The organism is Plantibacter sp. M259 (assembly GCF_006065115.1).
GTDB classification, from domain to species: Bacteria; Actinomycetota; Actinomycetes; order Actinomycetales; family Microbacteriaceae; genus Plantibacter; species Plantibacter auratus.
In genome coordinates, this window is the sequence record NZ_CP040750.1 from 1,969,194 (window position 1) to 1,993,788 (window position 24,595).

25 protein-coding genes are annotated in these 24,595 nt (G+C 69.4%); 16 read left to right on the forward strand and 9 right to left on the reverse strand.

The window, feature by feature from the left end; genetic code table 11:
* Positions 1-27 precede the first annotated feature (27 nt).
* Together FGL15_RS09100 and FGL15_RS09105 are read left to right on the forward strand one after the other, a co-directional pair.
* Positions 28-996, forward strand: a complete 969-nt coding sequence (locus FGL15_RS09100; RefSeq protein ID WP_138945784.1) for an alpha/beta fold hydrolase — start codon at positions 28-30, stop codon at positions 994-996.
* Between the two features lie 78 nt (positions 997-1,074).
* Positions 1,075-1,806, forward strand: coding sequence for a YoaK family protein (locus FGL15_RS09105; RefSeq protein ID WP_168223359.1), 732 nt, complete (start codon positions 1,075-1,077; stop codon positions 1,804-1,806).
* A gap of 38 nt (positions 1,807-1,844) precedes the next feature.
* Here FGL15_RS09105 and FGL15_RS09110 read toward each other — a convergent pair whose 3' ends face one another.
* Positions 1,845-2,657 carry an endonuclease/exonuclease/phosphatase family protein gene (locus tag FGL15_RS09110; RefSeq protein WP_138945786.1) on the reverse strand — a complete coding sequence of 271 codons (813 nt, stop codon included), beginning with the start codon at positions 2,655-2,657 and terminating at the stop codon, positions 1,845-1,847.
* A 77-nt stretch (positions 2,658-2,734) separates the two neighbouring features.
* Between FGL15_RS09110 and FGL15_RS09115 the strand changes: the two genes are divergently transcribed.
* From FGL15_RS09115 to FGL15_RS09125, 3 genes are all read left to right on the forward strand, one after another.
* On the forward strand, positions 2,735-3,214 hold the full coding sequence (locus FGL15_RS09115) for a hypothetical protein (RefSeq protein ID WP_138945787.1): 480 nt from the start codon (positions 2,735-2,737) through the stop codon (positions 3,212-3,214).
* Positions 3,215-3,345: 131 nt separating this feature from the next.
* A complete protein-coding gene (locus FGL15_RS09120) occupies positions 3,346-4,758 on the forward strand; it encodes a 3' terminal RNA ribose 2'-O-methyltransferase Hen1 (protein ID WP_138945788.1) in 1,413 nt (470 codons plus the stop codon).
* Entirely contained in the window at positions 4,755-7,316 is a 2,562-nt protein-coding gene (locus FGL15_RS09125; RefSeq protein ID WP_138945789.1) for a polynucleotide kinase-phosphatase, read from the forward strand. Before FGL15_RS09120 ends, FGL15_RS09125 begins: the two co-directional genes overlap by 4 nt.
* Positions 7,317-7,489: 173 nt before the next feature.
* Here the strand turns inward: FGL15_RS09125 and FGL15_RS09130 are convergent, their stop codons facing one another.
* Positions 7,490-7,921 (reverse strand): Lrp/AsnC family transcriptional regulator, encoded by a 432-nt coding sequence (locus tag FGL15_RS09130; RefSeq protein WP_064293981.1) that lies wholly within the window; start codon positions 7,919-7,921, stop codon positions 7,490-7,492.
* Positions 7,922-8,083: 162 nt separating this feature from the next.
* Between FGL15_RS09130 and FGL15_RS09135 the strand changes: the two genes are divergently transcribed.
* From FGL15_RS09135 to FGL15_RS09145, 3 genes are all read left to right on the forward strand, one after another.
* On the forward strand, positions 8,084-9,112 hold the full coding sequence (locus tag FGL15_RS09135) for an ornithine cyclodeaminase (protein ID WP_138945790.1): 1,029 nt from the start codon (positions 8,084-8,086) through the stop codon (positions 9,110-9,112).
* Positions 9,113-9,119: 7 nt separating this feature from the next.
* Complete coding sequence (ctlX, locus tag FGL15_RS09140; RefSeq protein WP_138945791.1) at positions 9,120-10,097, forward strand: citrulline utilization hydrolase CtlX; 978 nt, start codon at positions 9,120-9,122, stop codon at positions 10,095-10,097.
* Positions 10,098-10,274: 177 nt separating this feature from the next.
* A complete protein-coding gene (locus FGL15_RS09145; protein ID WP_138945792.1) occupies positions 10,275-11,933 on the forward strand; it encodes a cell wall metabolism sensor histidine kinase WalK in 1,659 nt (552 codons plus the stop codon).
* Between the two features lie 17 nt (positions 11,934-11,950).
* Here the strand turns inward: FGL15_RS09145 and FGL15_RS09150 are convergent, their stop codons facing one another.
* Positions 11,951-12,613 (reverse strand): GNAT family N-acetyltransferase, encoded by a 663-nt coding sequence (locus tag FGL15_RS09150; RefSeq protein ID WP_138945793.1) that lies wholly within the window; start codon positions 12,611-12,613, stop codon positions 11,951-11,953.
* 135 nt (positions 12,614-12,748) lie between these two features.
* On the opposite strand from FGL15_RS09150, the gene FGL15_RS09155 reads away from it, so the two are divergent.
* Entirely contained in the window at positions 12,749-13,738 is a 990-nt protein-coding gene (locus FGL15_RS09155; protein ID WP_138945794.1) for an aldo/keto reductase, read from the forward strand.
* On the opposite strand, the gene FGL15_RS09160 is transcribed toward FGL15_RS09155, so the two are convergent.
* Positions 13,726-14,454, reverse strand: a complete 729-nt coding sequence (locus FGL15_RS09160) for an NAD(P)H-binding protein (RefSeq protein ID WP_138945795.1) — start codon at positions 14,452-14,454, stop codon at positions 13,726-13,728. The genes FGL15_RS09155 and FGL15_RS09160 overlap by 13 nt on opposite strands.
* A 63-nt stretch (positions 14,455-14,517) precedes the next feature.
* Between FGL15_RS09160 and FGL15_RS09165 the strand changes: the two genes are divergently transcribed.
* The 3 genes from FGL15_RS09165 to FGL15_RS09175 all read left to right on the forward strand — a co-directional run bounded on the left by FGL15_RS09165 (position 14,518) and on the right by FGL15_RS09175 (position 16,271).
* Complete coding sequence (locus FGL15_RS09165) at positions 14,518-15,153, forward strand: TetR/AcrR family transcriptional regulator (RefSeq protein WP_205858717.1); 636 nt, start codon at positions 14,518-14,520, stop codon at positions 15,151-15,153.
* A gap of 251 nt (positions 15,154-15,404) precedes the next feature.
* Positions 15,405-15,902 (forward strand): GNAT family N-acetyltransferase, encoded by a 498-nt coding sequence (locus tag FGL15_RS09170; RefSeq protein ID WP_168223360.1) that lies wholly within the window; start codon positions 15,405-15,407, stop codon positions 15,900-15,902.
* 9 nt (positions 15,903-15,911) lie between these two features.
* Positions 15,912-16,271, forward strand: coding sequence for a VOC family protein (locus FGL15_RS09175; RefSeq protein WP_138945797.1), 360 nt, complete (start codon positions 15,912-15,914; stop codon positions 16,269-16,271).
* A gap of 57 nt (positions 16,272-16,328) precedes the next feature.
* Here FGL15_RS09175 and FGL15_RS09180 read toward each other — a convergent pair whose 3' ends face one another.
* The 3 genes from FGL15_RS09180 to FGL15_RS09190 all read right to left on the reverse strand — a co-directional run bounded on the left by FGL15_RS09180 (position 16,329) and on the right by FGL15_RS09190 (position 18,709).
* Complete coding sequence (locus tag FGL15_RS09180; protein WP_138945798.1) at positions 16,329-16,811, reverse strand: hypothetical protein; 483 nt, start codon at positions 16,809-16,811, stop codon at positions 16,329-16,331.
* 216 nt (positions 16,812-17,027) lie between these two features.
* Positions 17,028-18,020, reverse strand: coding sequence for a phosphotransferase enzyme family protein (locus FGL15_RS09185; protein WP_138945799.1), 993 nt, complete (start codon positions 18,018-18,020; stop codon positions 17,028-17,030).
* Between the two features lie 107 nt (positions 18,021-18,127).
* The gene (locus tag FGL15_RS09190) at positions 18,128-18,709 is read right to left on the reverse strand and encodes a uracil-DNA glycosylase family protein (protein WP_138945800.1); all 582 of its coding nucleotides are present in this window, start codon (positions 18,707-18,709) and stop codon (positions 18,128-18,130) included.
* 39 nt (positions 18,710-18,748) lie between these two features.
* On the opposite strand from FGL15_RS09190, the gene FGL15_RS09195 reads away from it, so the two are divergent.
* The 4 genes from FGL15_RS09195 to FGL15_RS09210 all read left to right on the forward strand — a co-directional run bounded on the left by FGL15_RS09195 (position 18,749) and on the right by FGL15_RS09210 (position 22,271).
* Positions 18,749-20,305 (forward strand): deoxyguanosinetriphosphate triphosphohydrolase family protein, encoded by a 1,557-nt coding sequence (locus FGL15_RS09195; protein WP_138945801.1) that lies wholly within the window; start codon positions 18,749-18,751, stop codon positions 20,303-20,305.
* A 142-nt stretch (positions 20,306-20,447) separates the two neighbouring features.
* Positions 20,448-20,780: a hypothetical protein gene (locus FGL15_RS09200; protein ID WP_079706140.1), complete on the forward strand. Its 333-nt coding sequence runs from the start codon at positions 20,448-20,450 to the stop codon at positions 20,778-20,780.
* A gap of 88 nt (positions 20,781-20,868) precedes the next feature.
* Entirely contained in the window at positions 20,869-21,240 is a 372-nt protein-coding gene (locus FGL15_RS09205) for a hypothetical protein (RefSeq protein WP_138945802.1), read from the forward strand.
* A 77-nt stretch (positions 21,241-21,317) separates the two neighbouring features.
* Positions 21,318-22,271 carry a helix-turn-helix transcriptional regulator gene (locus FGL15_RS09210; protein WP_138945803.1) on the forward strand — a complete coding sequence of 318 codons (954 nt, stop codon included), beginning with the start codon at positions 21,318-21,320 and terminating at the stop codon, positions 22,269-22,271.
* An 18-nt stretch (positions 22,272-22,289) separates the two neighbouring features.
* Here the strand turns inward: FGL15_RS09210 and FGL15_RS09215 are convergent, their stop codons facing one another.
* Together FGL15_RS09215 and FGL15_RS09220 are read right to left on the reverse strand one after the other, a co-directional pair.
* Positions 22,290-22,565, reverse strand: coding sequence for a hypothetical protein (locus FGL15_RS09215; RefSeq protein WP_138945804.1), 276 nt, complete (start codon positions 22,563-22,565; stop codon positions 22,290-22,292).
* 143 nt (positions 22,566-22,708) lie between these two features.
* On the reverse strand, positions 22,709-24,397 hold the full coding sequence (locus FGL15_RS09220; RefSeq protein WP_138945805.1) for an ABC-F family ATP-binding cassette domain-containing protein: 1,689 nt from the start codon (positions 24,395-24,397) through the stop codon (positions 22,709-22,711).
* Positions 24,398-24,595 lie beyond the last annotated feature (198 nt).

Sequence of the window (24,595 nt, forward strand, 5' to 3'; positions counted from 1 at the left end):
TCCGATCTCACGAACCGAAGGTGACCAGTGGCGCAATTCGACCTCCCCCTCGCCCAGCTCCAGCAGTACCTGCCCGACCGCGAGGAGGCGTCGGACTTCGACACCTTCTGGGCGGACACCCTCGCCGAAGCCCACGCCCTCGCCCAGCCGACGGTGCGTGAACGATCCAACCCTGAGCTGACGGGTCTCGTCATCGAGGACGTCACGTTCTCCGGGTTCGGTGGCGACCCGATCAAGGGTTGGTTCATCCGACCGGCCGGCGCGACCGAGCCGCTCCCGTGCATCGTGCACTACATCGGGTACAGCGGCGGTCGTGGGCTCGCCCACCAATGGACGATGCACCCGTCCGCGGGCTACGCGGTGTTCGTCATGGACACCCGCGGCCAGGGGAGTGCGAACCTGCCGGGCGCGACGGCCGACCCGTTCGGAAGCGGTCCGCAGGTCGCCGGCAAGATGAGCGCCGGGCTCGACAGCCCCGAGACCTACTACTATCGCCGGGTCTTCACCGACGCCGCGCTGGCGGTCGACGTGGTGCGCAGCTTCCCCGAGATCGATCCCGCTCGCGTGGTCGTCTCGGGCGTCAGCCAGGGTGGAGGCATCGCGCTCGCCGCGGCCGGGCTCTGCGAGGGGCTGGCGGCGGCGCTCGTCGACGTCCCGTTCCTGTCGCACTTCCGTCGGGCTCTCCAGATCACCGACGCGAGCCCCTTCGCCGAGCTGAAGACCTTCCTCATCAGCCGCCGTGGACAGGAGGAGGAGGTCTTCCGGACGCTCTCCTACTTCGACGCGACGAACTTCGCCGCGCGCGCGACGGCCCCGGCGCTGTTCTCCGTCGCGCTCTGCGATGCGGTGTGTCCGCCCTCGACGGTGTACGCGGCGTTCAACCACTACGCGGGCACGCAGAAGGACATCGCCGTCTACCCGTACAACGGGCACGAGGGCGGCGGGCCGGTGCAGCAGCAGGCGCAGCTGACCTTCCTCGCGGACCTCCTCGCCTGACGCTCCGTTCGCCCATGTTCGGGCGAGCGAGCTCCCGTTCGCCCGAAGATGGGCGAACGGGCGTGGGACGATGTGCACGTGACTGAGACCGGCGGCACCGACCCGACCCTGACGATCACCCGGCGTCGGACGCGTGCCGGCATGATCGCGGCGATGGCGCTCGTGCTGTCGTTCGCGGCCGGGGCGACCGACGCCTTCGCGTTCCTGCAGCTCGGCGGCGTCTTCACCGCGAACATGACCGGCAACTTCGTGCTGGCCGGACTCACGAGTCGGCCCGACTTCGGCGAGGTGCTGCTCGGGGCGACGGTCGCCGTGCTGCTGTTCTCCGTCGGGACGTTCCTTGCCTTCCGCTTCACGCGGCTCGTCGCCACCCCTGACCGACCGACCCCGGAGGCGCCGCAGCACCGGCTCGTCCTCGTGCTCGGCGGTGCGGTGATCGCGCAGGCGTGCGTCCTCATCGGATGGATCGTGTCTCCCGAGACGCGCACGACGCCCGTGATCTGCGTCCTCATCGCGCTCTCCACGCTCGCGATGGCGGGGCAGACGGCCGTCGCCCGTCGCATCGAACGCTCAGGCGTGACCACCACCTTCGTGACCGGTACCCTCACGAGTCTCATGCAGAGCCTCGCCGACGGTGTCCACGACCACCACCTCATCCGCATCGGCGCGATCGTGCTGCTCGTGGCGGGCGCCCTCTGCGGCTCGCTTCTCACCGGCGTGGACCCGGTGTTCGGTGCCGCGCTGCCACTCGTCCCGTCGATCGTCGGGCTGGTCCTCCTCCGGCTCGCGCCGACGGCCTCCAGCGACTGACCAGCAGTACCGCCCTGGTGTGACGGGTCGGATCGCCGTCAGTGGGTGAGCTGCGCCCGGATGAGGATGGGGAAGTGGTCGCTCGCCTCCGAGGTGGGGTCCTGCTCGTCGACGAGGGCTTCGATCGGTTCCAGTCGGGTGTGCGGGGCGACGCTGCCGGAGCGGCCGAGCACCCAGTCGATGCGCGCGTTCCCGGGACGCTGGGGACCGTAGCCCTGGAACGTGCCGATACCGTCGCTGTCGATCGGTGACAGGTCGACGAAGCCGGCGCGCTCCAGAGCGTCGTGCGCCGCCGATCCGCGTTCGGTGTTGAAGTCGCCGGTGAGGAGGACGGGGACGTCGACGCCGGAGAAGCGGTCGGCGATCAGCTTCGCGCTGCGCGTGCGGACGTCGTCGCCGTGCGGTGAGCTCTCGTGGTCGAGGTGGGTATTGGCGAAGACGAGCTCGTCGCCGGTGCGTCGCTCACGGAGCCTGACCCAGGTGACGAACCGCGCGTGCAGCGACGGCCAGGTGTTCGAGCCCGGCTCGTCGGGGGTGTCCGACAGCCAGAACTCGCCGGCGTCGAGCTGTTCGAACCGCGAGCGGCGGAAGCACACCGGCCCGTACTCGCCGGAGGTGCCACCGTCGCGACCCTGCCCGAACCAGTCGTACTCGGCGAGGCCCGGGAGCAGGTCGTGCAGCTGGTGCTCGCGGACCTCCTGCAGCCCGAGGAGGTCAGGCGCGTTGCGGGCGATGACCTGTGAGACGAGCGGTGCCCGGTCCACCCACTCGTGACCGGGCTGGGCGACGGCGGTGCGTATGTTGTAGCTCGTGACGGTCAGGACGTTCTGGGTCAGGATGGATTCGCTCACCCGGCCAGCGTAGGGGAGCCGGGTGACGGGGAGCTGTCCCCATGTCGCCGGGCGGTCCGTCTGCCTAGACTCGCCCCATGACCTTCGACCTCCGCGACGCCCAGGCCCGGATCCTCGCGCTCAACAGCGAAGAACTCCCCTTCATCTACGACCCGACACCCGACGGCATCGTCGCGCACTGGCGGTACGCCGACCAGCGCTGGCTCGGCTTCATCGGCGCCGGGATGTTCAGTGCCGAGTACGAGCTGCGGGTCGAGCTGCACCCCGAGGACGGGGAGTGGGAGTTCCACGAGCAGTCGTCCTCCTCGAAGACGACCGTCGGTCTCGGCGGTCTGTCGACGAAGCGCACCTGGCAGTCCGGCCCGCAGAAGTCCTTCTCCTTCGGACGGAGCGTCGCGCCCATCTCGCAGTCCACCGACCGCGATGGCACGACGACCGGCCAGTTCATGGGCTACGACTTCACGACCGATGAGGTCAAGCAGCCGGTGATCGACGCCCTGACCGCCGCCGGCTGGAAGCCGCGCAAGGGGTTCTTCGGCAAACTCTTCGGAGGCTGATCAGCCGGCACTGAGTCGCCCGGAACTGCACGGAGATCGCCGAAATCCGTGCAGATTCGGGCGACTCACGCACGCGCGACGACCGCCGCTAGGCTTTCAGGAACCTCGCCGCCAACCGGACGGATGGACCTGTGCTCGTCACCATCACCTCGACCGCGCCCTCGGCCGCCGACCTGGGGCACCTCGTCCGCAAGCATCCCGCTCGGGCGCAGAGCTTCGACCTCAGCGTCGGGCGCGCTCACGTGTTCTACCCGGAGGCGACCGACGAGCGATGCACCATCGCCCTGCTGCTCGAGGTCGACGCGATCGCGCTCGTCCGTCAGAAGCGCTTCGGCGGCGGCGACAGCGCGTCGCTCTCCCAGTACGTGAACGACCGACCGTACGCGTCGTCGTCGATGGTCGCCGTCGCGATCGGGCAGGTGTTCCGCAGTGCCATGACCGGCCGCAGCGACTCCCACCCGGAGCTCGCCGCGGCAGCGCTCCCGCTGACGATCACGGTCGCGGCAGTGCCGTCGCGAGGCCTGGAGCAGCTGGCGACCCGACTCTTCAGCCCGCTCGGCTGGACCGTCGTCGAACGGGCGATCCCGCTCGACCCGACGGTCCCCGCGTGGGGCGACTCGCGATACGTCGACCTCGAGCTGACCGGGCACCTCCGCCTCGCGGACGCCCTCCGTCAGCTGTACGTGCTGCTGCCCGTCCTCGATGACGCCAAGCACTACTGGGTCTCCGACGACGAGGTCGGCAAGCTCCTCCGCGCCGGCGAGGGGTGGCTGGCCGATCACCCCGACCGGGACCTGATCACCAAGCGGTATCTCGCGCACCAGTCGCGGATGGTCACCGATGCGCAGTCGCAGCTGGATCCGGAGGCGCGGACCGACGGTGCCGAGGGAGACGGCGGGGACGACGCGGCCACCGCGTCACAGGCGAAGCGTGCCCCGGCACTCGCCGGCCTACGCGCCGAGGCGGTCCTGCAGGCGCTCACCGACGTGCGGGCGCGGTCGGTCGCCGACGTCGGGTGCGGCGAGGGCGCCCTCCTGACTCGCCTGATGGCGGATCCCTTGGTCAGCACGGTGATCGGCACCGACGTCTCCGCACGCGCGCTCGCATCCGCGTTGCAGCGGCTCGGGCTCCGCGACGCGAGCGATCGCGTCCGAGAGCGCATCCAGCTGCTGCAGTCGTCGGCGACGTACGCGGACACCCGGCTGCGCGGACTCGATGCGATCGTGCTCATGGAGGTCGTCGAGCACATCGACGCCGAGCGCCTCGATGCACTCGAGGCTTCGATCTTCGGTGCTGCGGCTCCCGAGGCCGTGATCGTCACGACGCCGAACCGCGAGTACAACGCGTTGTACCCCTCGTTGCCGGCGGGCTCGTTCAGGCACCCGGACCACCGGTTCGAGTGGGACCGCCAGGAGTTCGCGACCTGGTGCACCGCTGCGGCCGAGCGGTACGGCTACGGCGTCGAGCACCGCACGGTCGGCGACGTCGACCCGCAGCTCGGCTCGCCGACGCAGCTCGCCATCTTCCGGAAGGCCATCTCATGAGCGACCTCGAGCACACCCCCGCCGCCCTGCCGATCCCCGAACTGTCGCTCGTGGTCCTCATCGGCGTGAGCGGGTCCGGCAAGTCGACCTTCGCAGCCACGCACTTCGGCCGGTTCGAGACCCTGTCGAGCGACTTCTTCCGCGGGCTCGTCTCCAACGACGAGAACAACCAGGCCGCCAGCGCCGACGCCTTCGCCGCACTCCGCGATGTGGCCGCTCGCCGCCTGGACGCCGGGCTCCTCACGGTCATCGACGCGACCAATGTCCAGCCGGCCTCGCGCAAGTCACTCATCGATCTGGCACGCAACCACGACGTCCTCCCCGTCGCCGTGGTGCTCGACGTCCCGGAGCGCGTCTGCATCGAGCGCAACGAGGCCCGCGAGGACCGCTCGTTCGGCGCGGCGGTCATCACCCGGCAGCAGGATCAACTGCGTCGGTCGATGCGGCACCTCAGCAAGGAGGGCTTCCGGAAGGTCCACGTCCTCTCCGGGGTCGAAGCGATCGCGCAGGCGTCGTTCGTCCGGGAGCCGCTGCTCAATGACCGTCGTCAGGAGCGCGGTCCCTTCGACGCGATCGGCGACGTGCACGGGTGCCGGAGTGAGCTCGAGACGCTGCTCACGAAGCTCGGGTACGTGATCGAGCGCGACATGGAGGGTCGACCGATCGACGCCGCGCACCCCGAGGGACGCCGCGCGATCTTCCTCGGCGACCTCGTCGACCGCGGGCCCGACACCCCTGGCGTGCTGCGACTGGCGATGGGGATGGTCGGCGCGGGGCACGCGTTGGCCGTGCCCGGCAACCACGAGTCGAAGCTCGTCCGTGCGCTGCAGGGCAAGCGGGTGCAGACCAGCCACGGGCTCGCCGAGTCGCTCGCCCAACTGGCCGAGGAGCCGGAGGAGTTCCGCGCAGAGGTCGAGCGGTTCTGTCGCGAGCTCGTCGCGCACCTCGTCCTCGATGACGGGAAGCTCGTCGTCGCGCACGCCGGCCTGATCGAGCAGTATCACGGACGCGCCTCCGGGCGGGTGCGGTCGTTCGCGCTCTATGGCGACACCACGGGGGAGACCGACGAGTACGGTCTGCCCGTGCGGCTGCCGTGGGCGGAGGACTACCGCGGCAAGGCGACCGTCCTCTACGGCCACGTGCCGACCCTCGACGCCGAGTGGGTCAACAACACGATGTGCCTCGACACCGGCTGCGTCTTCGGCGGCAAGCTGAGTGCCCTGCGGTGGCCGGAGCGCGAGGTCGTCGACGTCCCGGCCGAGCAGGTCTGGTACGAACCCGTCGTGCCGCTCGGCCGCCCGACCGGTCCCGCGGGCGAGCAGCGGGATCCCGGGCTGCTGCGCATCGACGACGTCCTCGGCAAGCAGGTCGTCGAGACCCGCGTCTCGGGCCGTGTCGGCATCCGCGAGGACGCGGCGGCCGGCGCACTCGAGGTCATGAGCCGGTTCGCGATCGACCCGCGGCGCCTGGTCTACCTGCCGCCGACGATGAGTCCGCCGAGCACCTCGCAGCGGAAGGACCTCCTGGAGCACCCCGCCGAGGCGTTCGAGGCGTATCGCCGGGAGGGGCTCGAACGGGTGGTCTGCGAGGAGAAGCACATGGGTTCGCGTGCCGTCGTACTGCTCACGCGTGATCCGGCACCTTTCGGTGCGCCTGCGGGATGGCGCGGAACCGTCCACACCCGCACCGGTCGGCCGTTCTTCGATGAGGAGACGACGCAGACGCTCCTCACCCGGCTCGACGCCGCCGTGGAGCGAGCCGGTCTCTGGGAGGAGCTCGACGCCTCCTGGCTGCTCTTCGACAGCGAGCTGCTGCCGTGGTCGGTGAAGGCGGAGAGCTTGATCCGCGACCAGTACGCCTCGGTCGGAGCTGCCGCGACCGCTGCACTCCCTGCGGCCGTGCACGTGCTGGAGCAGGCGGCGGCGACCGGTGTCGACGTCTCGGACTTGCTCGAACGGACGCGTCGACGGGCCGAGGCCGCTGACGCCTACGTCGCGGCCTACCGCCCGTACACCGCGCCCTCGAACGGCTTGGAAGGCGTGCAGATCGCGCCGTTCCAGCTGCTCGCCTCGACCGGCACGACCCACCTGGGCCGCGACCACGCCTGGCACCTCTCGGTCGCGGACCGCCTCGCGGACGCCGACCCGGAGCTCATCCGCCGGACCCGCTCGATCGAGGTCGACCTCACCTCGTCGGCCTCCGAGGACGCCGCGACCGCGTGGTGGGAGGAGCTGACCGGTGCGGGTGGTGAGGGCATGGTCGTGAAGCCTATGGCCGGCCTCGTCCGCGGTGAGAAGTCGCTCGCGCAGCCCGGTGTCAAGGTGCGGGGCCGTGAGTACCTGCGCATCATCTACGGTCCCGACTACACGGAGCCGCACAACCTCGAGCGCCTGCGCGATCGGGACATCGGCCACAAGCGGTCGATGGCCCTGCGCGAGTACGCGCTCGGCGTCGAGGCGGTCGAACGGTTCGTCGCCGGTGAACCGACCTGGCGGGTGCACCAGGCCGTCTTCGGCGTGCTCGCCATGGAGTCCGAGCCGATCGACCCGCGCCTCTAGCGTCGGCCCGTCGCACCCGTCCGTTCCCTGCGCTCCCCGTCCGGTCCCTGAGCCTGTCGAAGGGCGGGGTCAGGCCGTGTGCCCTTCGACAAGCTCAGGGACCGGGTTTCAGCTCAGGGACCGGGTTTCAGCTCAGGGACCGGGGCTGAAGCTCCGCGACCGCGACCGGGTCGTCAGCGCAGGACGGAACTCAGCAGGAGGCTCGTCTCGCTGTTGACGACGCCCTCGATGCGTCGGATCCCGCCGAGCACGCGGTCGAAGTCGGTCAGCGTCTCGGTGCGGAGCTCCGCGACGAGGTCCCACCCGCCGTTCGTGGTGTGGAGCGCGCTGATCTCCGGGAAGCCGCGGAGCTGGCGGATGACGTGGTCGGTGGTGCGACCCTCGACCTCGATGAAGGCGATCGCGCGGATGGTGCCGGGGTCGAGTTCGTCGCGCACCCGGACCGAGAACCCGACCACCGTGCCGGAGGAGATGAGTCGCTCCAGACGGCTGTTCACGGTCGCCCGGGCGACGTCGAGCGACCGGGCCAGGCTCGCGACCGACGCACGGCCGTCGGCTCGGAGCGCAGCCAACAGCCTCCGGTCCAGATCGTCCAGCGCAGCCATGCACACAATGTACAACGCAGTTACTCACATTGTGCATAACCTGTGCACAAATCGCGCATCTCTGGAATAGAAAGTGCAGATCGTCGAAACCTAGGCTCGAAGCAACCGCGAGTGGTCTGCTCCGGTCGGCTCCGAGCCCGAACTCGTCTGGAAGGGAACGTCATGACGCGTTTCGTCGATGTCCGCAACATGGTCCGCTGGACTGCCGACCGAGGTCCCGAGCGCATCATCGCCGGCATGATCGGCTACCTCGAAGCCGACTTCCGTCGCTGGCCGTCGTTCGACAAGAGCCCGCGCGTCGCGAGTCACACGCCCTTCGGCGTCATCGAGCTCATGCCGACGAGCGACCACGAGACCTACGCCTTCAAGTACGTGAACGGCCACCCCTCCAACCCGGCCCGGGGCTACCAGACGGTCACGGCGTTCGGCGTCCTCGCCGACGTGCACAACGGCTACCCCACCTTCCTCGCCGAGATGACGCTCCTCACGGCGCTCCGGACCGCCGCGACGTCGGGCATGGTCGCGAAGCACCTCGCCCGTCCCGACTCGAGCGTTCATGCCCTCATCGGCGCCGGCAGCCAGGCTGAGTTCCAGGCCCTCGGCATGCGGGCCGCCCTCGGGATCAACACCGTCCGGATCTGGGACGTCGACCCGCTCGCGATGGACAAGTTCGCGCGCAACCTGGAGCCGCTCGGATTCGAGGTCGTCATCGGGACGAGTGCCGCCGACGCCGTGGCGGGCGCGGACGTCGTCACGACCTGCACGGCCGACAAGGCGCTCGCGACCGTGCTCACGAACGACCTGGTCGAGCCCGGCATGCACCTGAACGCCATCGGCGGCGACTGCCCCGGCAAGACGGAGCTCGAGGCATCGATCCTCGATCGTGCCGAGGTGTTCGTCGAATTCCCGCCGCAGACCCGCATCGAGGGCGAGATCCAGCAGATGGCTCCCGACTTCCCGGTGATCGAGTTCTGGCAGGTCCTCACGGGTGCCGTTCCCGGCCGCAGCTCGCGGGAGCAGATCACGCTCTTCGACTCCGTCGGTTTCGCGATCGAGGACTTCACCGCGCTGCGCTTCCTCCGCGACTCCGTCGACGGCAGCGAGTACTTCGAGGAGATCGACCTCGTCGCCGCCCCCGACGACCCGAAGGACCTGTTCGGACTCGTCGGCGCGCTCTCTCCCGTCGGCTGAGTCCGACATGTCCGTGCAGGCGCCGTCGGCCGTGGTGCTCATCCGGCCGCACCGGTTCACGCCAAACCCGCTGACCGCGGCCGACAACGTCTTCCAGGTGGCGGACGGCGTCCCGTCGGCGTCCGTGGCCGGGGTGGCTCACGCGGCCTTCGACGAGGTCACCGCCATGGCGCAGGCGCTCGATGCGGCGGGCGTCCGCGTCCACCTGTTCGACGACGAGGACCCGGACCGCCCCGACAGCGTCTTCCCCAACAACTGGCTGTCCACTCATGCGGGCGGGCACCTGGCGGTCTACCCGATGTACGCGGTGAACCGCCGACGCGAGCGCCGGTGGGACATCGTCGAGATGCTGAAGCGCGAGTACCGCGTGCAGGACGTCATCGACTACTCGGGGCTGGAGCTCGACGACGTGTTCCTCGAGGGCACCGGTGCGATGGTGCTCGACCACGCGGCTCGGGTGGCGTTCGTCGCGCGATCCCACCGGGCCGACCCGATCGCCCTCGAGCGGTTCTGCACCAACTTCGGCTACGAGCCGCTCGTCTTCGACGCGGTCGACCCGCACGGGGTCCCGATCTACCACACCAACGTCATGATGGGCGTGGCGACCGAGTTCGCGCTCATCGGTCTCGACCTGATCGCCTCGCCGGCGCGGCGCGATCAGGTGATCGAGCGGCTCACGGGCCATGGGCGGACGATCGTCGACCTCGACTACGGGCAGGTCTGCGACTTCGCCGGCAACGCGATCGAGCTGCGGTCGGCGACGGGGGAGCGCCTCCTCGCGATCTCGAGCCGCGCCGTCCAGAGCCTGCGGACGGATCAGTTGGCGGTCATCGAGCGCAGCTGCAGGATCCTGCCTCTGGACGTCCCGACCATCGAGCTCGCCGGGGGTTCCGTCCGCTGCATGATCGCGGGGATCCATCTGGACCGGCGGCCCACGGTGACGGCGACCGAGGCGGCATTGAGTCCCCGACTCGTCCGTTCCTGAGTCCGTGGATCGGTGATCCGATTAACGCAAATCCATCCGTCAGACGCGATGGCTGAGCGCTCCAGGCCTCCGACGATGGCTGTCCGCGTGTGCATGGGTTAGATTGACGTCGATCAGCTGATCGACGTGGAATCCGGCCGACGTCCTCTCTGACCGAGCTGGAGAGAGTGGGCGATCATGCCGCTGTTGGAACATGAAGCCTCTCGACGCGGCCGACTCCGGGTGTTCGCCCGTGCACAGCTCCCGTTCGCGATCGCCTTCGGCATCGTCGCGATCCTCGTCGCGATCGTCCTGCCCGAGCGGTTCTTCACGGTCGCCGTCCTCTCGGGCACCGCACTCGCGGCGATCAGCACCATCCTGGCGGGATTCCTGCCCTGGGAACGCTGGCCGACGCACGCGATGGCCGTCGTCGCCGTCCTCGACCTCCTCGCCGTCGCGAGCATCCGGCTCGAGCTCATCAGCGTGACTCCGGGGGCGAGCCTCCTCTGCATCTTCCCCGTGCTGTGGTTGGCGTTCGGGTTCACCCCGCGGATGATCATCCTGGCCGTGGCGGGAACCCTGTTCATCAGCAGTGCTCCCTATGTGCTCCGGGCTCGCACGCCGGAGACCGCTGTGGACTGGCTCAACGTCGCCCTGCTGCCCATGCTCACCATCGGTATCGCGGTCGCCGTGAACATCGGAGCCCGCCAACTGCGGCGGAGCCGACACGCCATCCAGGAGCAGGCCGCGCAGCTCGAACGCTCGCTCGCCAGGGCGCTCGACGCGGAGGCGCTCGCCGAGTCGATCCTCGAGACGGTGGACGCGGGCGTGGCCTTCTACACGGCGGACGGCACCCTGGGCGTGGCGAACGCGCACGCTGCCGACATGGTCGCTGCCGTCGGGTTCCGGCTGGACACCCCGCCGTACGCCGGGGAACACGTCCTCCAAGCCGATCGTCGGACACCCATCCCGTTCGACGAGCAGATCATCCCCAGGGCGCTGCGGGGCGAGCTGCTCTCGAATCATCTCGAATGGGTGGGGGAGGCCGGGCAACAGCGTGCCATCCTCGCCAGCTCCACGCGGGTCATGCGCAACGGCGACACGCACCTGGGAACGGTCATCGTCGCCCACGACGTCACCGAGCTCGCGAACGCGATCGACGTCCGTGAGGCGTTCCTCACGACGGTGTCCCACGAGCTGCGCACGCCGCTCACCTCCATCCACGGCTACCTCGAACTGATCATGGACGACGCCGAGGTCGACGCCCCCGGTCTGCTCCCGGCGCTTCGGGTCGTCCAGCGCAACGCGGTCGAGCTGGAGCGGCGGGTGCAGGAGCTGTTGACCGCGTCGGACTCGACGGTCCAGATCACACCGAGCCGCATGGACCTCAGGGACGTCGCCGCGCGCGCGATCGAGACGGCGACCGCGGGAGCGACCGGTCCGATCGTCCGACTGCACGCCGACGCGGCGGCGGTCGTCTCTGCGGATCCCGAGCAGGTCCACCGTGCGATCACCGAGCTCGTCGCCAACGCCGTGAAGTTCACGCCGGCCGATGGGACGGTCGACGTGGTCGTCGAGCCGGGCGCCGGGCACGCCGCGGTGACCGTCAACGACACGGGCGTCGGGATGAGCGCCGACGAACTCCGTCAGGCTTTCGACAAGTTCTACCGGGCCGACTACGCCCGGGATCAGGCGGTGCAGGGCGTGGGGCTCGGCCTGCCGGCTGCACGGGCGATCGCCGACGCGCACGGCGGTTCCGTGACCCTGCGGAGCACGCCAGCTACGGCCAGCGCCCCCGGGACGACCGTCGCGACCTTCGTCCTGCCGCTGGAGCCGTCGGTCATCCCATCACGATGACGCGGACACTGGCGCTCTCAGTCTGCTGACGGCTCGCCGAGGAGCGCCGACCGTGCCGCATCGAGGCCCGTGACCTCGGCGGTCCAGTCGGGTCGCACGAACTCGTCGCGGTGCAGTCGGAGGCCCTGCGACTCGACGAGCTCGCCTGGCCGCCCGATGAAGCGTTGCAGGCCGTTGTCCCGATAGCCGAGTCGTCGCGAGACGCCCAGCGATGCGCCGTTCCAGACGGCCGCGTCCGACACCGCGACCTGCGCGTCGAGGTGGTCGAAGGCGAACTGGAGCATGCCCGCCCGCATCTCGATGCCGAGCCCCTTGCCCTGCTGTGCCTGCGTCAACCAGGAACCGCTCCCGACCGTCCGCGTGACGGCGAAGTCACGGGCGCCGATGTCCTGCAGCCCGATCGGCGTCCCGTCCAGGAGGATCGCGAGGTTGAGCGTCCAGGACGACGGTGTCGCCCCCGCACGCTGGGTCCAGAGGTGCCGCGCGGTCTCGCGGATGAGTTGTTCGCGCGGCTGGTCGGTCCACGGCGTGGAGAACGGCATGACGGCGGGATCGTGGACGCCGGCGAGGGCGGCCTCGATCAATCCGGGGAGGTCCTCGTCGCGCACGAGGCGAAGGACGAGTCTCGGCGTGCGGATCTCCAGGCCGAAGAGTGGCCAGACATCGGTGAGGCTGAGCATCGTGCCACGGTATCGCCTCGGGCTGTAGCCGGTCGAGGCCGCCCTGTCGAGCCGGGGGTGTGGCGGGCGGCTTCCGTGACACACTCGACGCGCCGCGGGATCGCGGCCCGGTTCGACGATGAGAAGGGCTCCACGATGAAGTACACGCACCTCGGCCGCACAGGGACGACGGTCTCCCGGATCGTGCTCGGCACCATGAACTTCGGTGACCGGACCAGCGAGGAGGACTCGTTCGCGATCATGGACCGGGCGTTCGACCTCGGCGTCAACTTCTTCGACACCGCCAACGCCTACGGTGGCAGCGCCGGTCGTGGGGCGACGGAGGAGATCATCGGCCGGTGGTTCGCAGCCCGTCCCGGCGTCCGTGACGACATCGTCCTGGCGACGAAGGTCCACTCGCCCATGGTCGCCCCGAACGACGACGGTTCGGACGTCGTGAACGCACGTGGCGCGTCGGCCTGGCAGGTCCGTCGTGAGGCGATCGCGTCGCTCGAGCGCCTGCAGACGGACCGGATCGACCTGTACCAGTTCCACCACATCGACCGTCACATCTCCTGGCAGGAGCTGTGGCAGGCGATGGAGGTGCTCGTCGCTCGGGGCGAGGTCGTCTACACGGGCAGCTCGAACTTCGCGGCCTGGAACATCGCGCAGGCGAACGAGGTCGCCTCGCAGCGACACTTCCTCGGTCTCGTCAGTGAGCAGTCGCTCTACAACCTCGCGCAGCGCTCGATCGAACTCGAGGTCATCCCCGCCGCGCAGCACTACGGGCTCGGCATCCTGCCGTGGTCGCCGTTGTCGGGCGGTCTGCTGAGCGGCGGCTCCTCCGACAAGCGCGCGCGATCGGGCGAGTCCCGCATCACCGAGGCCCGAGCCAAGCAGCAGGACCAGCTCGACGCCTACGACCGCTTCGCGGCCGAGCGTGGCTGGACTTCGGCGTCGCTCGGTCTCGCGTGGCTCCTGCATCAGCCCGGCGTGACCGGCCCGATCATCGGACCGCGCACGATCGAGCAGCTTGAGTCCGCCGTCGCCGCGGTCGACATCGAACTGAGCGCCGACGACCTCACCGCCCTCGACGAGCTCTTCCCCGGCCCCGGTGGTCAGGCCCCGGAGGCCTACGCCTGGTAAGCGCGTGCGATGCGGCCGACCGCCTCGGTGATGGCGGTCGGCCCGGAGTTCACTTCGAGGATCCGCCGGCTGATGGTCGGCTCGAGGATGAGTGCCTCGAGGACGGCGGCCACGTCTTCGCGCGTGATCTCGTCATGGAGTTCGGCGGGCCCCAGGGCGACCGTCCCCCGGGCCGGGTCATCGGTCAGCAGTGAGGGGCGGAGGATGACCCAGTCGATCGGCTGGCGGGTGAGCGCGACCTCCGCCCGCTTCTTGACGGCGAAGTAGTGCTCTTCGTCGTCGCTCAGCTGCCGTTCGCGCCAGGCCTCCGGCAGGACGGACAGCAGGATGAGGCGCTTCCCCGGCGTCGCGGCGAGCGAGTCGGACACGCGCCGGAGAGCCGCGTCGTCGATGTCATCTGTCTCGTCCTGGGCTCCGGCGTTCGACCCGGCCGCGAAGACGATGACGTCCCAGTCCGAGATCATCGCCGTGATCTCCTCCGTGGTGGCGACCCCGAGCTCGCCGGTGACGGTCGTCACTCCATTGGCTTCGAGGGCGGAATCCGGCAGCGACGACCTCGTGAGGCCTGAGACGATGACACCTCTGGCGCGGAGCCGGGTCGCCAGGAGTCGGCCGACCCTGCCCGTGATCCCGAAGATGAACACGCGCGTGGTGGGTGCGGCTGAATCGTCGTGGGATGCGTTCTCGGTCGCGGCGGTGGTGTCTCGTGACGTCATGGGTGATCCTCTCGATCTCTTACTTACCAAGAGTAACTTACCAAGAGTAGGTAGAATCGGGGGATGGAAACCACCGCGGACGACAGCTTCAGTTCTGGGCCGAGACGTCGCCTCTCGTGGGATGCACGCCACGCGCAGTTACTCGATGCGTTTCGCGACCTCATCCGCACGCATGACCTCGCGGACGTCACGCTGGCGCGGGTGGCTGCGCACGCCGGCGTGACGAAGCCCGTGGCCTATGACCATTTCGGTGATCTGTCGGGCTTGCTGTCCGAGGTCTACCGGGCCTTCGAATCCCATCAGCGAGACGCCCTGGTCGCGGCGCTCGCGCGTGCACCGCAGGATCTCACCGCCGTCGCGGACCTGGTCGCCGAGGCCTACATCGGCTGCTGCATCGCGGAAGGGATGGAGCTTACAGCCGTCGTGTCCGCACTTCGCGGATCGACGACGTTGAGTGCCCTGCGGGCCGAGGCGGAGCTGGCGTATCTCGAGATCTGCCGCGAGGCGCTGGAGCCATGGACCGGCGCCATCGACCCGGCGCCGTTGAGTGCCATCCCCGGCGCCGGGGACGCCCTCGCCCGAAGTGTCATGTCCGGGGCCCTCTCGACAGCTCAGGCCTGCGCGACCCTCGCCGCGGTGGTTCGGGCCGTCGCGTCGGCCTCGGCCGTTCCCGATGCGACTCGAGAGCTCGGCACCTGAGCGGCGGCTTGCTCAGCGTGGGCCGCCCCCCCGTTATGGTTGCTCCATGGCTCGCGCACCCTGGAATCGACCCGGCGAATCTCCACAGATACGACGGCTTCGCATCGTGATGTTCTGGACCGCCGTCGTCCTCGTCGTGGCATTCGTCGCCATCCTCGTGTACTTCGTCGTGCGATCGGCTGAGATCGCCGGTTTGTAAGAGCGGCTCGCGGCGATGGACGCCCACTGACCACCCGGGCATGATGGCTTCGATGAGGCTGCAACTTGCGTCCACGGATGACTTCACCACGCTTCGTCGCCTGTTCGATGATCCTTCCTTCCACGGATGGGGCGGGCCGGGACGGCTGCCCGACGAGCTCATCCGCGCCAAGTATCTGGGGGCGCGACTGCCCGACGTCGAGTGCTACTTGGTCGTCGTCGACGAGCAGGCGGTCGGGCTCGTTCAGCTGCACCTGGTCGGGGCTGACTGCGCTGGGATCGACCTCATCCTGTCGCCCTCCGCGCGAGGTCAGGGGACCGGTCGACGGGTGGTCGATGCCATGGTGGCCCGCGCAGGGGAACGGAACATCGCTCGACTCACCGTCGACCCGGACGTCCAGAACGAGCGTGGAGTGCGATTCTGGCGAGCCGTCGGGTTCGAGCCGCAATCGACCATCACGGACGACTGTGGACGTGCACCGTATGTCCTGATGTCCCGCAGCACCGATCTCGAGCGTGCGTCGGGGTCGCGGAGTTCCTCGCGTCGATAAGCTCACCCCATGGGCGTTCTCGGCATCGGCGGATTGTTCTTCCGCAGTCATGACCCGTCGGCGCGCGCGGCGTGGTACCGCGAGCATCTCGGCATCGAAGCCGGCGCGGAGGGCGAAGACGCCGTCTGGATGCAGGAGGCCGGCATGACCGTCTTCGCTCCTGTTGCGGGGACGAGCGAGTACTTCGCTCGTGACCAGCCGTTCATGTTCAACCTTCGCGTCAGCGACTTGGACGCCCTGACGAAGCAACTTGAGGGAGCCGGGATCGCCGTCGAGCGTCGAACCGAGTGGGAGACGGAATACGGCCGATTCGTCCGCATTCACGACCCCGAGGGCCTCCCGATCGAACTCTGGGAAGTACTCGAATAGCCGCCTCGTCTACCTCATCGGCCGCGAACGCGGGCCCACATCCTCGGCGACGAGCGCCTAGCTTCCGCTGATGACGCTCACGGCTTGGAGGCCGACGACGATGGCGTTCATCGGCACGGCGATGATCAGCACGACGACGGCGCCGATGACGGCGATGATCGAGTGTCGAGGTGTCCGCTTGTGGACCCGCGCCTGCAGGATGAGCACGACGATCGGCGAACCGATCGCGATCGCGGCGCCGAGCATGAACCCGCCGAGCATTCCGCCGCCGCTGAGCCGGTCCTCAGACGGACCGAACTCGCCCTGCAGCGCGAACGAGAGTTGGACGAACCAGCTCGCGACCAGCAGCCCGAACAGGAGCAGCGTGATGCCGACGCCGGACGCTCGTCCGGTGACCGGTCCGTCCTGGTCGGCCGCGCCGGTTCCGGCGACTGACACGGAACCGGCGTCGGGCACGGCGGGCCCTGTGGCCGAGCTCGGCCCCGATGTCGGTTCGACCGGCAGCCTCATTCCGTCGCCGGTGTTCGGTTCGTCGCTCACGGCTTACCCCTCAACGCTGGATCGGATGCCGGTGTCTCTGCGTCCTCGTCTGCCTGTCGGTCTCCTCGAGAGCGCCGCGATGCACTGGCGGAATCGATGCTGCCACAACGCGACGTGATGCCCGCTCCGAACTGCACCAGAGCCGTGACACGGATGAACCGATCGCCGGGTGAGTCCATCGGTCATGGCCGATCGTGGCGAGGATCAGCGCCCAGCTCAGACGGCCGTCCTGACGAGGAGGTCGTTCGCGGCCGGTCCCCATCCTGTTGGATCCTCTCCCGGAGGAACCAGCACCAGGGAGAACCACAGCACGAGGAGGTTCCACCAGTCGGCCTCTGTCGATGTCAGCGGACGCTCAGACGTGTATCCCTCGAGCAGCCAGGCGTGGACGTGGGGCGATACCGGACCCCAGTCACGGAAACGCGTTCCGAGCATCACGGCCGATTGCGTCAGCTCCATGATGGGGAAATCGAATCGGGCCTCCTCGAAGTCCAGCACCGCGGCGATGTCGTGTCCTGCGCACAGGATGTTCGCGGCCCGGAAGTCTCCGTGGACGAGTTGTGCCGAGAGCGGCTCGGTCGGTGAGTTGTCGACGAGCCTGATCAACGTCTCACGCGCTGAGGGCGTCAGCAGACCCGAACGGTCGGATTCCAGCCAACCGCTGATTCGTGTCGCGAGCGGCTTGGGCGGATCGGCGAACGCGCCCATGTCCTCGGTGTCCGGATATCGCGCCAGCGCAAGGTGCAGCCTGGCGAGAGCGGCGCCGGCGGCGATGACCTGCTCCCTGTCCGAGACGTCCAGCAGCGAACCGCTGATCTGGTGTTGGAGACTCATCGACGTCCCGTCGTCGATCTGCATCTGGACCCGCCCGTCGACCGAGGGCACGGGTGCGGAAACGGGGAGTCCGCGCTCGCCAAGCCATGCGGTGAGCTGCGTCAACGCAGCAAGCCGCGGGAACTTCGGCGGGAGAACGGACCACTTCGCGAGGAACGACCCGGACGGAGCGCTGATCCATGCCAGAGCATTGTGACCGCTCATCACGACTCGCGTGACCGATTCGACGTCGAGACCCCAGTGATCACCAACGGTGGCGGCCACCCATTCGCCGACCGCGGCGGCATCACTGAACCCGAACCGCGCGGCAACCACCTCCGCGGGATCGTCCGTCTCCCACAGCATCTCCAACAGCGGTGCGGCGACCCTGGTCATGCTTCTCCCTCGCGGTCAGAGCTCATGCCGCACGAGGGTACCGTGCGCTCTCGAGATGACGCTGTGCTCGCGACGCCGACGCCTGCCCGGTGACCGGTCCGGCTCGCTCACGTCGTGAGCGCCGACCGCACCTGTGCGGCGAGCAGCGGCACCGTCTCCTCCTGGAACCAGGGGTTCTTGCTGCGCCAGCCGCGCGCGAGCGGCGACGGGTGCACGATCGGGAAGAGCGGCAGGTGGGCCTCCGCGGCCCGGACGTTCTCCGTGAGGGTGCGTCCGGCTCGCGGTCCGAGGTAGGCGCGCTGGGCGTAGGCGCCGATGAGGATCGTCAGGCGCACCTCGGTCAGCTGCTCCAGCACTCGCGGATGCCAGCGCGGCGCGAAGTCGCGGCGCGGTGGGAGGTCGCCGCTCACGCCCTTGCCCGGGAAGTAGAAGTCCATCGGGACGATCGCGATGTTCGCCGGGTCGTAGAACTCCTCAGGTGTCACGCCCATCCAGGAGCGGAGGAGGACACCACTCGGGTCGTTCCACGGGATGCCCGACTCCTGCGCCAGGCGACCAGGCGCCTGACTGATGATGAGGACCCGCGCCTCGGGGGAGGCGACGACGAGCGGTTCCCACCCGAGCTCGGTGGCCCAGGCGTTCGACTCGTGCGCGGCGACCTCGGCTCGGAGTCGATCGATCGGATGCATCCCTGCAGTCTCCCACCCGCCGCGCAATACAGTGAGGGGATGGACGACGACCAGCGGCGACGGCGACTCATCCCCGAGCCGGTGGACCGGTTCGCGACCGGCGAGGAGTACCCCGAGTACCGGGTCGACCTCGAACGCATCCGGTTCTCCCCGTACTTCGCCCGGTTGTCCGCCGTGACGCAGGTCGTCTCGCCCTCCGGCGTCGGCCAGGTCGTCCACAACCGGCTCACGCACTCGATCAAGGTGACCGCGGTCGCCCGTGCCATCGCGATGCAGCTCACCACGACGGATCCCGAGCAGAACGCCATCGTCGAGCGGCTCGGCGGTTGCGACCCGGTCGTCGTGCAGGCCGCCGCTTCCGCCCACGACCTCGGCCACCCGCCGTTCGGCCACCTCGGCGAGCAAGTCCTCGACCGCCTGGCGCGCGATCGGCTCGGCCTCGCGGAGGGCTTCGAGGGCAACGCGCAGTCGTTCCGCATCCTCTCCGCGCTCGACGTGTGCGAGACGGTGAAGGAGGGCCTCAACCTCACGGCCGCCTCCCGTGCCGCGGTGCTCAAGTACCCCTGGGGCCGCACCATCCACCGCCCCGACCTCGACCCCGCCGACCCGACGAGGATGCCGCGCGGGTCCACCGCCAGCCGCTGGGAGACCGCGCCGCCGAAGTTCTCCGCCTACACCCTCGACCTCGACGACATGCTCGACGCCCGCAGTGCGTTCACGGCGATCGCCCCCTGGCAGCAGACGGTCGAGTGCTCCGTGATGGACGTCGCCGACGACATCGCCTACTCGCTGCACGACCTCGACGACTTCTACCGGGCCGGCGTCCTGCAGCAGGCGGCCGTGGCGGTCGAGTTCCGCACCTTCCTCCGCGATCAGCACACGCTCGCCGCGCTCGACGCCGACGAACTCTGGAGCCGCGCACCCGGCCACTCGCTCGAACTGTTGCGCCGGCGGATCGTCTCGCGCGACCCGTGGATCGCCAGCGACGAGCACTTCCGGGCGTCGGTCCAGCGCGTCGCGACCGAACTCGTCGAAGGGCTCCTCGCTGTCCCCTTCGACGGTTCCAGTCGAACCGAGCGCGCCATCGAATCGTTCGTGTCGTCCTGGATCGGTCGCCTCCAGCGCTCCGTCCTCGTCGTCGAGGAGCCGAACGTGCGCTCCGGCCACGTGTCGCTCCTGCCCGAGGCCTGGCACGACGTCACGGTACTGAAGTTCGTGCACACCCGGTTCGTCATCGACCGGCCGGACTTCGCCACCTACCAGCGAGGCCAGTCGCGGGTGCTCGACGTGCTCGTCACCGAACTGGACAGCTGGCTCGACGACCCCCGCGACGGCCCGCGCGCGCCGCAGAAGCTCCTCGACTTCGTCGAACTCGCCACCGACGGCTACTTCCGGCTCCGGGCGGACAACCCCGATTGGCTCCCGGCAGACCCCGAGTCCGACAGCGGCCGCCCGCAGAGCGACCCCCGCGCCCTGGGGCGCCTCGGGCGGGCGCGCGGCATCCTCGACTACGTCGCTTCGCTGACCGACGAACAGGCGACGGCGCTCGCCGCCAGACTGCGCGGCGATCGCGAGGCCTGGGCCTTCGGTAGCTGAGCGCAGCCTGAACGCCGACCCGGTTCCCGGCGATACCCGACGCATTTCGGATAGGTCAGAGCGGGGGATCGCTAGAACATCTAGCGTTATCAACGGCGCCGGGAACCAGCCCGGAACCGAAACAGAACGGATGGCGCGCCTCATGGGAAACCTCCTCTACGGAACCCCTCCGACCCCGCACGAGATCGAAGACCGACTGCTCGCACACCTGCAGACGGTCATCTTCACGAAGTTCCGCCGCAACGAGAGCTTCGCGTTCCACCTCGAAGCCGTTCCCGGCCGTGGGACCGGACGTCAGTCGCTCTGGCTGAACCCGATGATCCCCCTCCAGTTCTCCTTCTACGGCAGCCGTGCCCCCGAGCTCAACCGTGAGTGGTTGGCCGCGCTCCTCGAGCAGGCCAACAGTGCCAAGGGCATGCGTGTCGTCCCTGAGCCGGCAGCCGGCGCGGCGAAGCGCGTCGAGTCCGCGGCCTAGGTCCGAGCGTCCGCTCCGGCGGATCGATCAACGCCACGACGAGCTCCGGCCGTCGGGCATCTGCGAAGCACCAGTTGGGGGTGGGACCGTGACGACCTGGACTCCCAGCGCGCCCGACTTCCTCGCCCTGGAGGATGCGCGAACGACCGGCCGACTCCTCGACCGCACCGACATCGTCTTCGAGACCTCGCACATCAGTGCCGAGTCGGGCGGCGGCCTGTCACTCAGCCGGGCAGCCATCGCCCTGGACGTCGACGGCGACACCGTCCACGTCCTGACGCGACACATCGTCGCGTGGACACTCCGAGCAGAGGGTGGACTCATCGTCGTGACCGTCTGGTCCGAACGACCGACCGCCGTCCACGAGACGACGATCCTGCCGCGCTTCGCCAGCATCACGTCGTCCGCGATGACCGACGTCCTGGGCGCGGAGCACGGCTTCCTGCAAGGGACCGCCTGACATCGAGTGGACTGCTCGTCGTCCGATCCAACCGGTCCAGGGTGACAGTTCGGCATCGTCGTGAGATTCTATGAGCGATGAGCGAACACACGGGACCCGCCGAGCGGTCCGAGGTCGCAGGTCGCGACGTCGATGAGGCCCGCGACCTGTTCGCCGGTGCCTACAACGCCGGCTCGATGCTCATCGAACCCACGGAGTCGGAGTTCACCTTCCGGTACACCGCCATCGGCGACGATGAGCTCACGCTGCGCGGCACCCAGTTCGACGGTCACGTCACGGGCACGGTCCTGACGCAGGGCGAGTACATCGTCTCGTGGTTGACCGGGGGCAGCGGCGCCACCGACCTCGCCGGAGATCCGGTGCGACTCGTGCACGGTCAGCCGGCGATGTTCGCGAACAACCGGCTCGCCGAGTTCGACTTCACGGACTACCGACAGAACCTGATGCACTTCGACGGGTCGTTCCTCGAGCGGGTGGCCGGCGAGGTGGAGGGGACGAGCGGACCGATCCTCTTCGACACCACGGCCCGGCCGACCGGTGAGCAGCTGCGTCGCTGGGCCGCCTCGGTGACGTCCGTCGCCCGGGTCATCTACGACGACGCGAGTCCAACGCTCCTCCGGGCAGAGGCGAATCGGGCGGCAGCGGTCGCGCTCCTGGAGACGTTCCCGCACACCGCGCTCCACGCACCGGTCGAGATCGGGGTACCGACCGGTGGGAAGACGCGCGCCGCCGTCGAGTTCATGATCGCCAACGCGCATCTCCCCATTCGCACCGAGGACGTGGCGGAGGCGACCGGCATGAGCCAGCGCAGTCTGCAGAGTGCCTTCCGCAAGGAACACGACATCACGGCGATCGACTACCTCAGGCGCGTCCGGCTCGATCGCGTACAAGAGGAACTCCGGAAGGCCGACCCGGGGCGGGCCACGGTCGCCGAGATCGCCAACCGATGGGGGTTCGCCCACCTCGGACGCTTCTCCGCCTCGTACACGAACCGCTTCGGCGAGTACCCGAGCACGACGCTCGGCTCATAGACGTCGGGGCCGGTCGGGTCAGAATTCGCCGAACTCGTCGTACTCGTCGAGACCGGACAGCGTCCCCGTCTCGATCGTGGGGACGATCTCCAGGGCACGGTTCGCGAACGACTCCACCGTGATGTGCAGGCCAGGGCTGACGAGCACGTCGATGGTCCGGTCGGAGGAGAGCGGCACCCGGACGAATCGGCCGCCGGCTTGGACGGCGGCTTCGATCTCGGACATGAGCGCAGGCAGGTCGACACCCGGCTCGATGTCGTAGATGGCGCGGCCGATGGTGATGCTGTACTGCAAGACCATCACCTCCGAGCTCGGGTTGTTGCTGCCAGCGTAGGGAACGGTCCTGAGGATGGCGGTGGGTTGACCAAGGCGGCGACTCATGCAGGGGGGTGTCGCCTCAGTCTTCCGGCTGGGCGGTGAAACTGCGGCGACACCCGCTATCGCGCACGGTCGACGCGGGTCTCCTCCCAGACCGGCTCGTCGGAGGCCTGGACCCGGCAGTCGGAGCCGAAGACGAGGAAGCGGTCGAAGCCGCGCGCGAACCAGCGGTCGTGGGTGACCGCGATCACGGTGCCCTCGAAATCCGCAAGACCCTGCTCGAGCGCCTCCGCCGAGACGAGGTCGAGGTTGTCGGTGGGCTCGTCGAGCAGGAGCAGCGTGGCGCCGGACAGTTCGAGCAGGAGGATCTGCATGCGCGCCTGCTGTCCGCCCGAGAGGGACTCGAACGGCTGCTCGGCCGCGCCCGCCAGACCGTAGCGGTCGAGCACTCGGCTGGCGGCCTCGCGGGGGAGACCCGACCGGTGCTCGTCGCCGCGGTGCAGGATGTCGAGCAGGGTCCGGCCGACGAGTTCGGGGTGCCGGTGCGACTGTGCGAACCACCCCGGCTGCACGCGCGCGCCGAGCTTGGCATGGCCGTCGTGCTCGACGGGGACGAGCGCGTCGCCCGCTGCGGCGAGGTGACCCGCGCCCGGATCGGGATCCGTCCCACCGCCGGCGAGCAGCCGGAGGAAGTGCGACTTGCCAGAACCGTTCGAACCGAGGACGCCGATGCGCTCGCCGAACCAGATCTCCGCGTCGAACGGCTGCATGAGGCCGGTCAGTTCCAGCCCCGTGCAGACGATCGCGCGGCGGCCCGTGCGCGCGCCGCGGAGACGCATCGTGACCTGCTGGTCCTTCGGCCGCTCCTCCGGCGGACCGGCCTCCTCGAACTTGGCGAGTCGGGTCTGCGCGGCGCGGTAGCGGGAGGCCATGGAATCGTTGAACTTGGCCTGCTCGCGCAGACGCAGCACGAGGGCGCGCAGCTTCACGCGGTCCTCGTCCCAGCGTCGGCGGAGTTCGTCGAGTCGGTCGAGGCGGGCGTCGCGGGCCTCGTGGTAGCTGCGGAAGCTCGCGCCGTGGGTCCACGTCGTGCTGCCGGCCGCGCCGACCTCGAGGGTGATGATGCGGGTCGCCGCCTGCGCCAGGAGCTCGCGGTCGTGGGAGACGAGGAGGACGGTCTTCCGGGTCTCGGCGAGCATCCCCTCGAGCCAGCGCTTCGTCGGGACGTCGAGGGAGTTGTCGGGCTCGTCGAGGAGGAGGACCTGCTCGGGGCCGCGGAACAGGGCCTCCAGGACGAGCCGCTTCTGCTCGCCGCCGGACAGCGTTCCGAGCGTCCGCCACTGCGCGCGGTCGTAGGGCACCCCGAGCGCCGCCTCGCAGCAGCTGTCCCAGAGCACCTCCTGGTCGTACCCGCCGGCGTCGGCGTACTCGGCGAGCGTCGTCGCGTAGGCCATCTGGGTCGCCTCGACGTCGTCCTCCATGAGGGCGAGCTCGGCGCGGTCGACCGCCTCTGCGGCCGCACGGACCCGCGGAGGCGCGACCTGGACGAGCAGGTCGCGGACCGTCCGGTCGTCGTCGCCGCGACCGACGAACTGGTCCATCACGCCGAGGCCGCCGTCGATGGAGACGACCCCGGAGTCGGGCGGGAGCTCGCCGCGGATGATCCGCAGGAGCGTCGTCTTCCCGGCGCCGTTCGCTCCGATGAGCGCGGCGATCGCCCCCTCGCCGACGCGGAACGAGACCTCGTCCAGCAGGGTCCGTCCGTCGCTCAGCGTGTAGCTGAGGTCGCTGACGTCGATGTAGCCCATGGTGCGCACTCTCCAGGGAGCCGATCGCTCCCGAACGGGCCCACGCTGGTTCGCGCCGGGCCGCCCACCGCCTGGCGAGCCGACCAGTCTAGCCGCGCCGGTCCGGCCGCGCGCAACCGCGGCTGCGCACAACTCCCGGTCACCGAGCTTGCCCGGTCACTGAGCCCCCACCCCGGTCACTGAGCCCCCACCCCGGTC